Consider the following 13,555-nt stretch of genomic DNA (forward strand, 5'->3'; position numbering starts at 1 on the left):
GATCTTGTTTCTCATAAGCAAAATCAAAAGATCGTAGCCTTGGGCAGTTTTTTCATGTTCGGCCAAAGGTAATAGGCCTTTTCAAACGGTGAGATAGACCGGCTAAATAATCAATGAAGCTGATGGTTACTATGGGAAACCCTGAGTGGTTACCACGGCTTTTCTGATTGATCCTATGGGCACTGAAACATGCCCACGGGAGAACACCATGGCCAGCGCAATCCTCACCTCTGCCAAACGCGGCGCCTACCTGGCCATCGGTCTCTACCTGGCCGTGGTGCTGGTCGTCAGCATCGCCTCGCAACTGGAACACAACGTCGACGCCCCGATCCAGGTCGCTCACCCCGGCATTCAGTTCGAACACCGCACACAAGGCGCGATGGTCGACGCAGCTGAACTCGCAGGCGTCGGCGGAGCATGAAAGGCTACAGACTCTGGGTCATTGCAGGACTGGCGTTGATGACTAACGGCGCTTCGTTGCTGGGCATCGGGCAGGGCTCGGTGGGCAGTCTGGCGCGGGCCATAGAGGCTAATCACAGCATTGCGCACAACATCGAACGGGCGAATACGCTCGGGCTGATGGCCGGGAATCCACCGGCGAAAATCTCCGCCGATTTTCTAGGGCCGTTTGAAGTGGATTGCATGGCGCTGGGTATGTGCAATGCACTCGCATAGGGCTGAACACTGCACTTGAGACATGCTCATTTGTGGCGAGGGGATTTATCCCCGTTCGGCTGCGAAGCAGTCGTGAAGTCTTTCTATGTGGTGTTTCAGGCATATTTGAGTCATGTGGTTTGGGGCTGCTTCGCAACCCAACGGGGATAAATCCCCTCGCCACAAAGTCCCTCGCCACATAGGTGTTGGGGTTATTTCTGCATGATCGAGGTGAAGAGCTCGGATTCGAGGAAGCGCTGCAACCAGGCCTGCAACCGCACATACGGCGTCTGCGCAAACCAATCTCGATCGACATGCGCAAACTGGCGAACGAACGGCAGCAAGGCGATATCGGCGAGGCTCGGATGATCGGCCAGCAAGTAATCTCGATCCTTCAGCAGCTCTTCCAGCCGCTGCAAATACACCGCACCCTCGGCCCGATAAAACTCCATCGGTTGCTCCGGAAAGCGCTCGGCATATTTGTAGCGATTCAACTGCACTTTGAACCCTTGGTCATTCGCGTCGATCAACTCGGCAATCCGTGAATCGCCGTCAAGCAACCAACCCTGCGGATCATTCTGCGCCAAGGCCCAGTGCATGATTTCCAGGCTCTCTTCGATTACCCGGCCACCGGCATCCAGCACCGGCACCGTGCCTTTCGGCGACAGCGCCAGCATCTCGGCCGGTTTGGACTTGAGGCTGACTTCAACAATGTTCACCGGCACGCCCGAGTAGCGCAGCGCCATCCTTGCGCGCATCGCGTACGGACAGCGGCGGAAGGAATACAGCGTATTCATTTCACCTCCAATGTGCTCAAACCGTTGCCCTGACGCTGCACCTGAATCTGCACGGGGATTCGCTCGTGCATTTCCTGCACGTGGGAAATCACCGCGACTTTGCGGCCCTGCGCCTGCAAGCCATCGAGGGCGTCCATCGCCAATTGCAGCGACTCCGGATCGAGGCTGCCGAAGCCTTCGTCGATAAACAGCGATTCGATTTTCAGCGTGCTCGACGCCATCGACGCCAGCCCCAGCGCAAGCGCCAACGACACCAGGAAGGTTTCCCCGCCAGAAAGGGAATGCACCGAGCGCAGTTCGTCGCCCATTTCCGTGTCCATCACCAACAGCCCCAACATGCTGCCGCCGCGTTTCAAACGGTAGCGTTTGACCAGTTGGCGCAACTGCACATTGGCGTGGTGCACCAGTAAGTCGAGGTTGTAGGCCTGAGCGATTTTGCGGAACGTATCGCCGGTGGCCGAGCCAATCAACGCGCTCAGACGCGCCCAGCGCTGATATTCGGCATAGGCGTCGGCGATCTGTTGCGCGAGTGCCTGGTTGGCGTTTTGCCGGCGCTGGTCTTCGGCCTGTTCGGCGCGCAGTTCGGCGCATTGCTGTTCGCTGAGGTTGAACTGGCTTTGCAGGTCGGCGAGGGCGCAGGCGAGCTGGTCGGCGTCAAGATTGCCGTTGTGCCGGGCTTGATGCTCGAGCAGACGCTGATCGCGTTCCTGCAGCAGCACCCTGGCCTGTTCGATGGCTTTTTCGTTTTGCTGCAAGCGTTGGCGCAGTTCGGCGACCTGCGCATCGTCGAAGCGCAACAGGTCTTCGAGGCCTCCGTCATCCAGCTCCGGATGGCGGGCGCGCCAGTCGGCAATCTTACCGGCCAGATCCTTGTCTTCGTTTTCCAGCGCCTGCGAACGCTCCTGTTGCGCCTTGAGTTCAGCGGCGATCTGCACAAGCTGCGTGCGCACGTTCTGCAGTTCCTGCGCGGTGCCGGTTTCGGCATTACGCGCCTGCTCGACAGCCTGTTCGAGGTGTTGCTGCCAGTGCTCGGCGCTAGTGTGTTCGCCGAGCAGTTGCGCGAGTTGTTGCAGGCAGGTTTGCTGCTGCTCGGCCAGCGCGGTGAACTGTTGCTCGGCACTGTGCAGTTGCTCGACGCGGGTCTGCTGGCGATCCTGTTCCTTTTCCAGTGTCTGCTGGCGTTGCTGCTGTTCGGCCAGTTCGTCCTTTTGCTGATCGACCTGCGCCAGACGCTCGGCGATCTGCCGGTCCAGTTGCAGGAACGTCGCCGCCGGTTCAAGACGCAACGCTTCAAGGGTGTCTGCCGGCAACAGGTTGCCGAACGCGGCCAACTCTTCATCGAGGCGTTGCCGGTCGCTGCCCAGCTCGCGCTGCTGATTGCTCAAGTGCTGATTCGCTTGCTGATGCGCCGTCTCGGCCTGACGCAACTGCTGGGTCAGGCGCGCCGCATCCTGTTGCAGCGTCAGCAGCGCGTTCTGGCGTTGTTCGTCCTGAGTGATGCTCTGGTTCAACTGCTCGTTTTGCCGGGTCAGCCAGGCATCGCGCTTGTCCGCGTCGTGATTGAATAACTGCGCGCTCAGCGGATGCGCGTCGAGGTTCGGTGCCAACGCTTGCTGTTGAGTGGCCAGGTGTTCCTGCTGTTGCAGCAGTTCTTTCTGTTGAGCAATGACGCCACCGACTTCGGCGCGCAACTCGACGAGTTTTTCCTTGAGCTGATCGACGGCTTGCTGGGCGTTGGCCTGCTCGCTTTCATCGTGGCGTCCGAGGCTTTGCAGCAGCGCTTCAGGCTGATGATACGGGTGTTCGTGACTGCCACAGACCGGGCACGGCTGATCGTCCTGCAATTGCGCGCGCAATTCTTCGACACTGGCACTGCGTGCCAGACGCTGACGCTCCAGCAGTTCGCGGGTGACGTTGAGGGTTTGTTCGGCGACGGTCAGTTCGGCCTTGGTTTTCACACCGTCCTGGGTCAGCCGCTCACGTGCCTGTTGAGCGCTGAGCTGGCGTTGTTGCAGCTCGGCGCCACGCTTGTCCAGATCCTGTTGGCTGGCCCACAACCGCGACAGGTCTTCGATGGCGCGCAGTTGTTTACGGTTGTCCTGCAGCAGATTGCCGAGGATACCGATCTGCTCGGCGACCGCGTCCGGCTCGGCGCCAGCCTCTTTGAACAGCACTTCCAGTTGTTGCTTCTGCGTGGTGAACGCTTCAGCGCAGCGCGTGGCGTTTTCTGCGAGGCTGGCCAGTTCAGCCTGGCCCTTGTTCAACCGGTTGCCGATCAGCATCAACTGCTGCAGGCGATCGCGGTAGGCGTTCCACGCGTCACTCAACGGAGCCAGATGCGCGCTCTGCTCCAGTTCGGTGGCGATACGCTGCAAACGCTCGGCGACCTGAGTCTGTTTTTCCAGCAGCGCTTGAATGGCGCTCTGGCCTTCGGTGCTGGCTTGTTGCGCATGGGTTGTGGTTTCAGCGCAAGCGGTGACTTCCCTGGCCAGGCGAGCGAGGGTGCTTTGCTCCTCGAAGGCCTGACGCAACAGCGGCGCATTCTCGGTCTGCCGTTGCCGGGCTTCGCTCAGGGCGACTTGTGCGGCGGCGACGTCGAGTTCCAGTTGCGACTGACGCGCCGTCAATTCGACGTGTTGCCGGGTGTGCTCGGCAATCTGTGCGGCCAACGGCGTCAGAAGAGCATCGAGTTCGGTCTTGCGCGCGAACTGATGGCGTTGCGGGCCGAGTTGCTCCAGTCGTGCCAGCTTCACGCGTTCGCTCGCCAGGGTTTCCCAGTGCTGCTGGGCGCTGTGCAGCTGTTCGGTGGCGGCGTGCTGCGAGTCCTGCAACTGGCGCAGGTCTTTCAGCCACGTGTGCTGTTGCTCAAGCTGTTTGAGCTGCGCCTGCTGCAACTTCAACTGTTGCTGGGCGGCGTTGAAGCGTTCATCGAGTTCGGCGCGGGCCTCGGGAGCTAACGGGGTGACGCCGGTGGCCTGATCCTGCAACAGCTTGTACGCTTCGCGGGCTTCTTTGGTCTTGTCGAAGGCGCGGCGACCTAGACGGGTATACAACGCCGTGTCGGTGAGTTTTTCCAGCAGCTCGCTGCGGTCGTTGTCGTCAGCCTTGAGGAACGCACTGAACTCGCTCTGGGCCAGCAGCACGGCGCGGGTGAACTGTTCGAAGTTCAGGCCGAGCGCGGCCTCCAGTTGCGTTTTGTATTCGCCTTTCTGGCTCGCGAGCAGTTGATCCTGATCAATGTCGCGCAGGCTCTGTCGACTGGCCTGCAACTTGCCGCCAGCCTTCTCGCGGGCACGATTGGCTTCCCAGCGCGCTCGATAGCGACGACCGTCGACGCCGACGAAATCCACTTCCGCATAACCTTCGCCAGTGCCACGTCGCAGCAAGGTACGCGGGTCGCCTGTGGCGATTTCACCGTCGGCGTCCGGGACTTTGGCGTCGCGGCCGGTGTTGTTCAGGCGTGGTACTGCGCCGAACAGTGCCAGACACAGCGCGTCGAGCAAGGTACTTTTACCGGCGCCAGTGGGGCCGGTGATTGCGAACAGACCAGCGCTGGCCAGCGGTTCAGCGGTGAAGTCGATCTCGAACGGGCCGGCTAGCGAGGCAAGGTTTTTCAGGCGAATGGCGAGAATCTTCATGGCTGCTCGCCCTCCATTTGTACGTCTTGCAGGAGCACGGCGAAGTCCTTCAACGTCTGTTCATCGACCTCGCTGCCGTAGTTGTCGAGCCAGGCGCGACTGAACAATTCCTGTGGCGTGAGTTGGTCCAGTTCGATCAACGCATTGCCGTCCCCGGCGCCGTCAGCGCCACGGTTGCCGGCGTATTCGGCGGCGATCCGCACCAGCCGCACGGCTTTGCCTTGCAGGGCGCTTTCGACTTGATGGCGCAGATCCGGCTGCGGCTCGTCGAGGGTTACGCGCACCTCCAGCCATGGCTGGCGCTGGGTTTCGGCGAGCAAATCGATGTTCGGCAGATCCGCCAGTTGCAGCAGGATTTCCGCCAGCGGTGCCGGGCCCATGCGTTGCAGATTGACTGCGCGAGGGATCAGTTTCGGTTCGACGCTGACCAGCGTTTCACCGTCGAGGACGACGTCAAGAATCTGGTGCTGATAAGCGATTTCCGAGAACGACAACGGAATCGGCGAACCGCTGTAGCGGATGCGTTCTTCACCGTTGACCTTCTGCGGTTTGTGCAAATGGCCGAGCGCGACATAGCTGATGCTCGGCCCGAACAGGCTGGCCGGCAAGGCTTCGGCATTGCCGATGATCAGGCTGCGTTCGGAGTCTTCCGACACCGAACCGCCGGCCATGTGCGCGTGGCTGATGGCGACCAGCGCCTGACCCGGTTTGCGCTTGGCATTGGCCGCTTCGATCAGCCATTCGTGAACCTGACCGATGCCACGCAGATAGTTGTCGCCCAGATGCGCGCCAGTCACCTCGGCAGGCCGCAAAAACGGCAGCGCCAGACACCACGCAGCGATTTCGCCCGACGCGTCCGGCAACGGCAACAACAGACGTTCGGCATCGAGTTGACCATCATCCAGCCACAACACCCGACCCAGTGCGTGGGTGCGCAAACGGCGCATCAACGGCGCCGGCAGTTCGATCCGTGAACCGGAATCGTGGTTGCCGGCGATCATGACGATGGTCAGCAACGGCTGCTGTTCGTGAGCGCTGACGATGAAGTCGTAAAGGCGCTCCTGAGCTTTGACCGGCGGATTGACCGTGTCGAAGATGTCCCCGGCGATGAGCAGCACATCCGGCTGCGCCAGTTGCAGTTGGCGCAGCAGCCATTCGAGGAAGCACGCATGCTCGAAATCGCGCTCCTGGCCGTGCAGGTTTTGCCCAAGGTGCCAGTCGGAGGTGTGGAACAGACGCAAGGTGGACTCCGCAACAATTAAAGAGGTGATGGCCGCGTGGAAATGAAGGGCGGCGAAAGAGGGGAGAGTTTACAGATTATTGCGGCGGGCAGTTTTCGCACCGGCTCCTGTGGCGAGGGGATTTGTCCCCGTAGCGCTGCGAAGCAGCCTCAAATCCTGCAATTCAAATATGCCTGACACAACGAATGGTCTGATTTTACGACTGCTGCGCAGCCGAACGGGGATAAATCCCCTCGCCACAAGGGGGGACCTACATTCTTGAGAAAGTGGTTATTTGGGATAAAGCGGTGGCAATCCACTGTCGCCGACCGGATCCTGCACTCGTTCCGCCGCTGGAATGGTGCGGATTGCCCGCCACAAATCCTCACCTTGCCAATGCTGCCCCGTCTCGCTGTACAGCGCACCATTCAAACCATCCAGCGCATCCGACAACGGCACAAACCGCGCCGCCATATCCGCCAGCGTTTCCGGCTGCTGACGCGCCCATGCATCCAGTGCCTGCCGCGTCGCTTGCGGGTCATTCGCCTGGCTTGCGCGTTTGATGTCGTCCATCAAGGTGCGCGGGCTCGGGCCGGTTTGTGCGGCGCGATGGATCGCCGGTTGCCAGCGTGCGCGCCACCACAGGCCGAAGCCGAGCAGGGTGGTGCAGGCCAGAATCAGTGTGCTGAGTTTCCACCACCACAGCGTGTCGTTATCGACGATGCCCGGTTGCAGGCTGCCGGCCGGGGTGTCGACTTGCAGGCTCGGGTTGTTCGCCACTTGCAGGGTGCGCGCGGGCAGGCTGCTGTGTTCCAGATGGTCTTCGAAGGTATTCCACCAGACCACATCGACCGTCGGTAATTCGATGGCGCCGCTGCGGCTGGGCACCAGTGCCTCGCGCTCTTCACGGCTGCCGATCAAGCCTCGTTCGCTGCTCTGATTGGTCAGTACCGGTTGATCCGGGTAGCGACGCAGGCCGTTCACTTCGGTGGCCGGCAGTGTCGGCAGTTGCGAGCTGGCCAGACCTTCGACTTTGAGGGTGAGGCTGCGGGTCAACGAGTCGCCGACCTGAGTGTGTTCCGGCTCCGGGTTCCAGCTCTCGCTCAGGCTCAGGCTGCGCGCGGGTAACCACGGCGCATCGGCGGGATAGGTCAGCGGTTTGGGTTTGACCGTCAGCGCAATTTCGCTGGAGCTGACGCGCAGCAGCTTGCCGGGTTTCGGGCCTTGCGCCGTTGCATCCTGAGCGGGTTGCGTGTCGACTAGTGTGGCGCTGAACGTTTGCGGCGCAATGGTCAACAAGCCGCTGTGCTGCGGGTAGATGGCATAGCGCATTTCGATCACGCCATGGCGCACACCGTTGATGTCTTTCTCATAGGTGCGCATGTCGCCGAGCTGTTCGATACGCGAGTCGGCGATTTGCGGCGGCGTCAGGCTGCTGTCGTCGTACAGCGACACCGAATGGTAAATGCGCAGGGTCAGGATCACCTGCGCCTGCACGTAGACGCTGCTCTGGTCGAGGCTGGCCTCGATAAACACCGGCTCGCCCGATTGCTTGTCTTCGCGGGTGTCGCTTTCCACCACCTGCACGGTGATCGGCTGGCTCTGCACCTCACCCAGTTGCAGCGATGGAATTACCACGCTGCCGTTCTGTCTGGGCAGCAAGGTGATGATCCAGCGCGTGGTGGCGCGGTTTTCGTCGTTGAGGGTATTGAGCTGGTTGACCTGGCGCGTGCCGCGCACTTCGAACAGCGGCTCCAGCGGAGTCAGATCCGGTTTGCCGAACTGGGTGACATCGTTGGATTCGAGGGTTAGCTCGACCGTTTCGCCGGAGTTCAGGCGACTGCGATCCACACTGGCGATCAACTCGGCCGCCTGAGCGGTGGCCGTGCAGATCAGCAGGGGTAGCAAGAGCGCGGTAAAGCGGGTCATCGAGTGTTTTCCTGATCCTGATGTTGTTGCTGTTCGTACCAGAATTTGCGTCGCAGCAGTTCGCCCGGATCATCCGGGATTTTGCCCAGCCACTGTTCCAGGGCCTGACGCTGCTCGCCTTCGAGGTTGTCCTCGCTCGGGCGCAGCGTCGGCACCGTGTCCGTCTGTTCTTCCTCAACGCTGCCCGGCACCTCGTTGGGGCCAGGTTGCGGCGGGGTGGTCGGCGGCGGCTCGCTGGCCGACTCGGCGGGGTGTGCCTCGCTCGGGGTTTCACTTTTCACCGCTGGAGGAGGCGCCGTTGCTGGCGGTGGTTCATCGCCCGGCAGGGTCTGCTCTGTCGGTTTGCTTTCCGGTTCAGCGGGCGCTGGCATGTTTTTCTGCTTCAGCAGGTTTTCCACCAAGGCCTTGTTGGTCTGCGCCGGACGCAGATCCGGTTGCAGTTCCAGCGCCTGTTCGTAGGCGTCGATCGCTGCGTCCAGCTCGCCGCTTTTCGCCAGTGCGTTGCCACGATTGTAGTGGGCGCGGGCGTCGCTGCCTTCGGCGAAGCGCTGGGCGGCGCCACTGTAGTCGCCGGCCTCGTACAACGCCACCCCTTGCCACTGGTGATCGTCGAAATGTTGCGCGGCTTCGGCCGGGCGCTTCTGTTTGAGCAGGTGCAGGCCTTGTTGATCGGGGCGCAGCCAGAGGTCTTCGAAGTCAAAAGCGTAGCTGGGCTGCGGCAGGCAGAACAGCAACGGCAGGCAGAACAACCAGCCACGCCGACCGGCGCAAGCGGCGAGCAGCAACAGCGGCAGCAACAGCCAGTAACCCTGATCGGCCCAAGTGTCGAGGCGCACGGTCTGGCCGTCGTCGCGCAGACTGCGCGGGCCGTCGAGCAAACCGAGTGCGCCGAGGTCGGATTCGTCCAGATGTGCACTGCGGTATTCGCCACCGACCGCGTTGAGAAACGCGTTGAGGCCGGCGCTGTCGAGCTGTGGCACGCGGATTGCGCCTTGTTCGTCCTTGAGGAAGCTGCCGTCTTCTTGCGCAATCGGCGCGCCTTCAGCGGTGCCGATCCCGAGCATCAACAGTTGCGCCGACTGCCCGCTCAAGGCACGCCGAATGCCCTGGCGCTCTTCTTCAGACAATGAAGAGCCGATCAGCAGAATCCGCCCCTGACCCAACGCACCCTGTTTCAGAAGGGCAAGGGCTTTACTGACGCCGAGGTCGGCGCGATGGCCGGCCTCGGGCATCAACGACGGCTTGAGCGCATTGAGCAGATTGCGACTGGTCGCCAGATCATCCGACAGCGGCACCAGCGTGTGCGCGCTGCCGGCGTAAACGACGATGGCGGTCTGCGCATCGCTGCGTGCCTGCAACAGATCGAACAGCTTGCGCCGCGCCTGTTCCAGTCGCGTCGGCGGCGAGTCGGTGGCGAGCATTTCCGGGGTCAGTTCGAGTACCACGACCAACGGGTCGGCGGGTTTCTGGCTGGTCTGTTCGACGCGCTCCCAACTCGGCCCAAGCAGCGCCAGCACCGTCAGCAGCCACGCACCGCCGAGGGCAATCCACGGCAATTTGCTGTCGCGACCACTGCCGCCGCTGAGCAACGTCGAATGGAAGGCCGGCGGCAGAATCATCTGCCAGCGCCCGGCGCGTTTTTGTCGGTGCCAGAGTTGCCAGAGCAGCCAGCCGAGCAGCGGCAGCAACAGCAGCCACCACGGGCGGAACCAGTGCGGCCAGAGCGCAATCATCGGCGCCTCCGCAGACGCAGACGCTTGAGGCGTTCACGCCAGTCAGGCAACGGACTTTGCAGATACAGCTCCTTGGTAAACAGGCGTTGCAGCGGGTTGTCGGGCCACAATTCACGCGCCACCAGCAACAGACTCAGCCACAAGGCCAGCGCCAGCGGCCACTGATACAAGGCTTGCGCCGGGCGGGCCTGGGTCGGTTGCTGGGTCACCGGTTCGAGTTGGTCGAGGGTGTCCTTGATCGCTTGCAGCTCTTTGCCGTCGTGGGCGCGGAAATACTGGCCGCCGGTGGCTTCGGCAATCGCCTTGAGCGCCGGCTCGTCCAGATCCAGACTCGGGTTGACCCCAAGCAGACCGGTCGAGCCGCTGTCCTCGGGGTTGGCGCCGATGCCGATCGGGTAAATCCTCACGCCTTCACTGGCGGCGAGTTTTGCCGCGGTCAGCGGATCGATTTCACCGCCATTGTTCGCGCCGTCCGTCACCAGAATCAGCACGCGGCTTTGCGCCGGACGCATGCGCAGGCGCTTCAGGGCCAGACCGATGGCGTCGCCGATGGCGGTGTTTTTGCCAGCGATGCCGATTCGCGCTTCGTCGAGCCAGACGCGCACGGTGTGGCGGTCGAAGGTCAACGGCGCCTGCAGATAAGCCTGGCTGCCGAACAGGATCAAGCCGACCCGGTCGCCGTCGCGGCTTTCGAGGAAGTCGCCGAGCAAGTGCTGCACCAGACTCAAACGGCTGACGTCTTCGTCCTGCCATTGCATGTCGGGAAAGTCCATCGAGCCGGACACGTCCACCGCGACCAACAAATCACGGCCACTGGCGGCAATCGGCAGCGGTTCGCCGAGCCACTGTGGGCGGGCGGCGGCGATCAGCAGCAACAGCCACAGCAGCATGAACGGTGCCTGCTGGCGCCACGCCGGCAGGTTGGCGCGGGCGCGGCGGCGGGCGAGGCCTTCCAGATCAGCCAGAAAACTGACCTTGAGCGCCGGCTCGCCGCTGTCCGCCACGGGCAGCACGAGGCGCATCAGCCACGGCAGTGGCAGCAGGGCAAAGATCCACGGCCAGGCGAACTCAAACATGTTTGCGAATCCATGTTTCGACCGCTTGGGTCAGGCCGGCGATGGCTTTGTCGTCGAGTTTGCATTCCGGTTTGTAGGCGCCCTCGACCAGTACCATCCAGCGCGTCAGGCCGGCCGCCGGGCAACGGTTGTCGAGAAACGCCAGCCATTTGCGGCCATTGAGCGTGTGGCTCTGGCTGTAGGGGTAATGGTTGCGGCACAGGCGCTTGAGCAGACCGTTGAGTTGTTGCAGCCAGGCCCCGGCCGGGGCGCCGTCATAAGGTTTGGGCATCTGTGCCAGCTCGGCCAGTGCGGCAATGCGCACCGGGTCAAGCGGCTGTTCGGCACGCACGATCGGGCGCTTTTTGATCGGAATGAAACGACGCAGGCGCCACGCGACGAAGCCCAGCAGCGGCAACAACAAAAGCAGCAGCCACCAACCCGGCGCCGGTGGCCAGAAGGCAATCGGTGGCGGGGAAATCAGTGGTTGCAGTTGTTCAAGGCCGTTCATCGACCTTTCCCCGGACGCTGTGGGTTAAGAAACTCGCGCATCTGCTCGACCATTTCACTTTGCGTGCTCAACGGCATCAGCAACACCCGCAACTTCTGCGCGAGCAGTTCCCAGCGGGCTATGCGCGCTTCGGCCTGGGCGCGATAGGTCTGGCGCAGTTCGAAGTTCAGCGTGTCGAGTTCGAGCTGTGCGCCACGCTCGGCGAATCTCAGCAGCCCGGCGGCGGGCAGGGCGTGATCGAGCGGATCGGACAGCGGCAGCATCAGCAGGTCGCAATGACGCGACAGCAGACTCAACTGTTGTTCGGCGCTGTCGGACAGCGCGCGCTCATCGCAAATCACGATCACCAGACTGCCCGGGCGCAGCACTTCGCGGGCGCGGCGCAGGGCCACGCCGAACGCATCGCGATCCGGTTCACGTTCGCTGTGCAGCGACTGATTGACCTTCACCAGACGGTTGAGCAATTGCAGCAGGCTCTGTTTGCTGCGCCGTGGTTTGATTTCATAGTGCTCGTTATCACCGAATACCAGCCCGCCGACACGGTCGTTGTGACCGAGCGCGGCCCAGCCGATCAACGCTGCCGCTTGCGCCGCCAGCACCGATTTGAACATCAGCCCGGAGCCGAAAAACAGCCGCGTGCTTTGCTCGACCATGATGAAAATCGGCCGTTCGCGTTCTTCATGGAACAGCTTGGTGTGCGGCTCCTGCGTCCGCGCAGTCACGCGCCAGTCGATGGTGCGCACGTCGTCGCCGGCCTGATAGACCCGCACCTGATCGAAGTCGACGCCACGACCACGAAACTTGGAGTGGTGCAGACCGATCAACGGGCTGCGCTGGCTCGGCGTGGAAAACAGTTGCACCTCGCGCACGCGGTGACGCATCTCGATCAGCTCGGCGAGGCTGACGCGGATACCGGGTTCGGAGGGCAGGGCGGCGTTCATGGGGGTCAAGCGACGGCTACGACGTCGAGAATCCGCTGCACCACCCGATCCTGATCGATGCCGGCGGCCTCGGCTTCGAACGACAGAATGATGCGGTGACGCAACACGTCGAACAGCACCGCCTGAATGTCTTCCGGGCTGACGAAGTCGCGACCGGCCAGCCAGGCGTGGGCGCGGGCGCAGCGGTCGAGGGCGATGGAACCGCGCGGGCTGGCACCGTAGGCAATCCATTCGGCCATTTCCGGGTCGAACTTGGCCGGGTTGCGCGTGGCCATGACCAGTTGCACCAGGTATTCCTCCACGGCATCGGCCATGTACAGACCGAGGATTTCCTTGCGCGCGGCGAAGATCGCCTGCTGGCTGACGCGACGCTCGGGCTTGGTCTCGCCGTTCAGCGCTTCGCCACGGGCCTGCTGGAGAATGCGCCGTTCAACGGCGGCGTCGGGGAAGCCGATCTTGACGTGCATCAGGAAACGGTCGAGCTGGGCTTCCGGCAGCGGGTAGGTGCCTTCCTGCTCGATCGGGTTCTGCGTGGCCATCACCAGAAACAGCGGCGACAGCTCGTAGGTGCTGCGGCCGACACTGACCTGGCGCTCGGCCATCGCTTCGAGCAAGGCTGACTGAACCTTGGCCGGGGCGCGGTTGATTTCGTCCGCCAGCACCAGATTGTGGAAGATCGGGCCTTGCTGGAACACGAAGCTGCCGGTTTCCGGGCGGTAGATCTCGGTGCCGGTGATGTCGGCAGGCAGCAGGTCCGGGGTGAACTGAATACGATGGAACTGGGCTTCAATGCCCTCGGCGAGTTCTTTGATCGCTTTGGTCTTGGCCAGACCCGGAGCGCCCTCGACCAGCATGTGGCCGTCGGCGAGCAGGGCGATGAGCAACCGCTCGATGAGTTTTTCCTGGCCGAGAATCTGCGTTGAAAGAAAGGTTCGCAGCGCCAGCAGCGCTTCACGATGTTCCATCGATGACTGTTCCTGGAAAGGGGTGGCCACCGGCGTTCGGATAACGCCGGGGCTGGGGGCGTTACTTTAATCCATCGCAGGGGGTGGCGACTAACGGCATTTTGCGCAAAGT

11 protein-coding genes are annotated in these 13,555 nt (G+C 62.3%); 2 read left to right on the forward strand and 9 right to left on the reverse strand.

Annotated elements, in window-relative coordinates:
- The first annotated feature begins 208 nt into the window (after window positions 1-208).
- Together F2P67_RS03940 and F2P67_RS03945 are read left to right on the forward strand one after the other, a co-directional pair.
- Window positions 209-421, forward strand: coding sequence for a hypothetical protein (locus tag F2P67_RS03940; RefSeq protein WP_166217559.1), 213 nt, complete (start codon window positions 209-211; stop codon window positions 419-421).
- A complete protein-coding gene (locus tag F2P67_RS03945) occupies window positions 418-675 on the forward strand; it encodes a hypothetical protein (protein ID WP_166217561.1) in 258 nt (85 codons plus the stop codon). The genes F2P67_RS03940 and F2P67_RS03945 overlap by 4 nt, the downstream gene beginning before the upstream one ends.
- 191 nt (window positions 676-866) lie before the next feature.
- On the opposite strand, the gene F2P67_RS03950 is transcribed toward F2P67_RS03945, so the two are convergent.
- The 9 genes from F2P67_RS03950 to F2P67_RS03990 all read right to left on the reverse strand — a co-directional run bounded on the left by F2P67_RS03950 (window position 867) and on the right by F2P67_RS03990 (window position 13,443).
- Window positions 867-1,451, reverse strand: coding sequence for a glutathione S-transferase (locus F2P67_RS03950; protein WP_166217564.1), 585 nt, complete (start codon window positions 1,449-1,451; stop codon window positions 867-869).
- Window positions 1,448-5,089 (reverse strand): AAA family ATPase, encoded by a 3,642-nt coding sequence (locus F2P67_RS03955; RefSeq protein ID WP_166217567.1) that lies wholly within the window; start codon window positions 5,087-5,089, stop codon window positions 1,448-1,450. The genes F2P67_RS03950 and F2P67_RS03955 overlap by 4 nt, the downstream gene beginning before the upstream one ends.
- Window positions 5,086-6,330, reverse strand: a complete 1,245-nt coding sequence (locus F2P67_RS03960; RefSeq protein WP_166217570.1) for an exonuclease SbcCD subunit D C-terminal domain-containing protein — start codon at window positions 6,328-6,330, stop codon at window positions 5,086-5,088. Before F2P67_RS03960 ends, F2P67_RS03955 begins: the two co-directional genes overlap by 4 nt.
- Before the next feature lie 270 nt (window positions 6,331-6,600).
- Entirely contained in the window at window positions 6,601-8,238 is a 1,638-nt protein-coding gene (locus F2P67_RS03965) for a BatD family protein (RefSeq protein ID WP_166217573.1), read from the reverse strand.
- Window positions 8,235-9,971 carry a tetratricopeptide repeat protein gene (locus F2P67_RS03970; protein WP_166217575.1) on the reverse strand — a complete coding sequence of 579 codons (1,737 nt, stop codon included), beginning with the start codon at window positions 9,969-9,971 and terminating at the stop codon, window positions 8,235-8,237. The genes F2P67_RS03965 and F2P67_RS03970 overlap by 4 nt, the downstream gene beginning before the upstream one ends.
- Window positions 9,968-11,047, reverse strand: coding sequence for a vWA domain-containing protein (locus F2P67_RS03975; RefSeq protein ID WP_166217578.1), 1,080 nt, complete (start codon window positions 11,045-11,047; stop codon window positions 9,968-9,970). The genes F2P67_RS03970 and F2P67_RS03975 overlap by 4 nt, the downstream gene beginning before the upstream one ends.
- A complete protein-coding gene (locus F2P67_RS03980; RefSeq protein ID WP_166217581.1) occupies window positions 11,040-11,537 on the reverse strand; it encodes a DUF4381 domain-containing protein in 498 nt (165 codons plus the stop codon). The genes F2P67_RS03975 and F2P67_RS03980 overlap by 8 nt, the downstream gene beginning before the upstream one ends.
- On the reverse strand, window positions 11,534-12,478 hold the full coding sequence (locus F2P67_RS03985) for a DUF58 domain-containing protein (protein ID WP_166217583.1): 945 nt from the start codon (window positions 12,476-12,478) through the stop codon (window positions 11,534-11,536). Before F2P67_RS03985 ends, F2P67_RS03980 begins: the two co-directional genes overlap by 4 nt.
- Before the next feature lie 5 nt (window positions 12,479-12,483).
- The gene (locus F2P67_RS03990) at window positions 12,484-13,443 is read right to left on the reverse strand and encodes an AAA family ATPase (RefSeq protein ID WP_007913915.1); all 960 of its coding nucleotides are present in this window, start codon (window positions 13,441-13,443) and stop codon (window positions 12,484-12,486) included.
- Window positions 13,444-13,555: the final 112 nt, after the last annotated feature.

Origin of the sequence: Pseudomonas atagonensis (assembly GCF_011369485.1) — a bacterium.
Taxonomy (GTDB): domain Bacteria; phylum Pseudomonadota; class Gammaproteobacteria; order Pseudomonadales; family Pseudomonadaceae; genus Aquipseudomonas; species Aquipseudomonas atagonensis.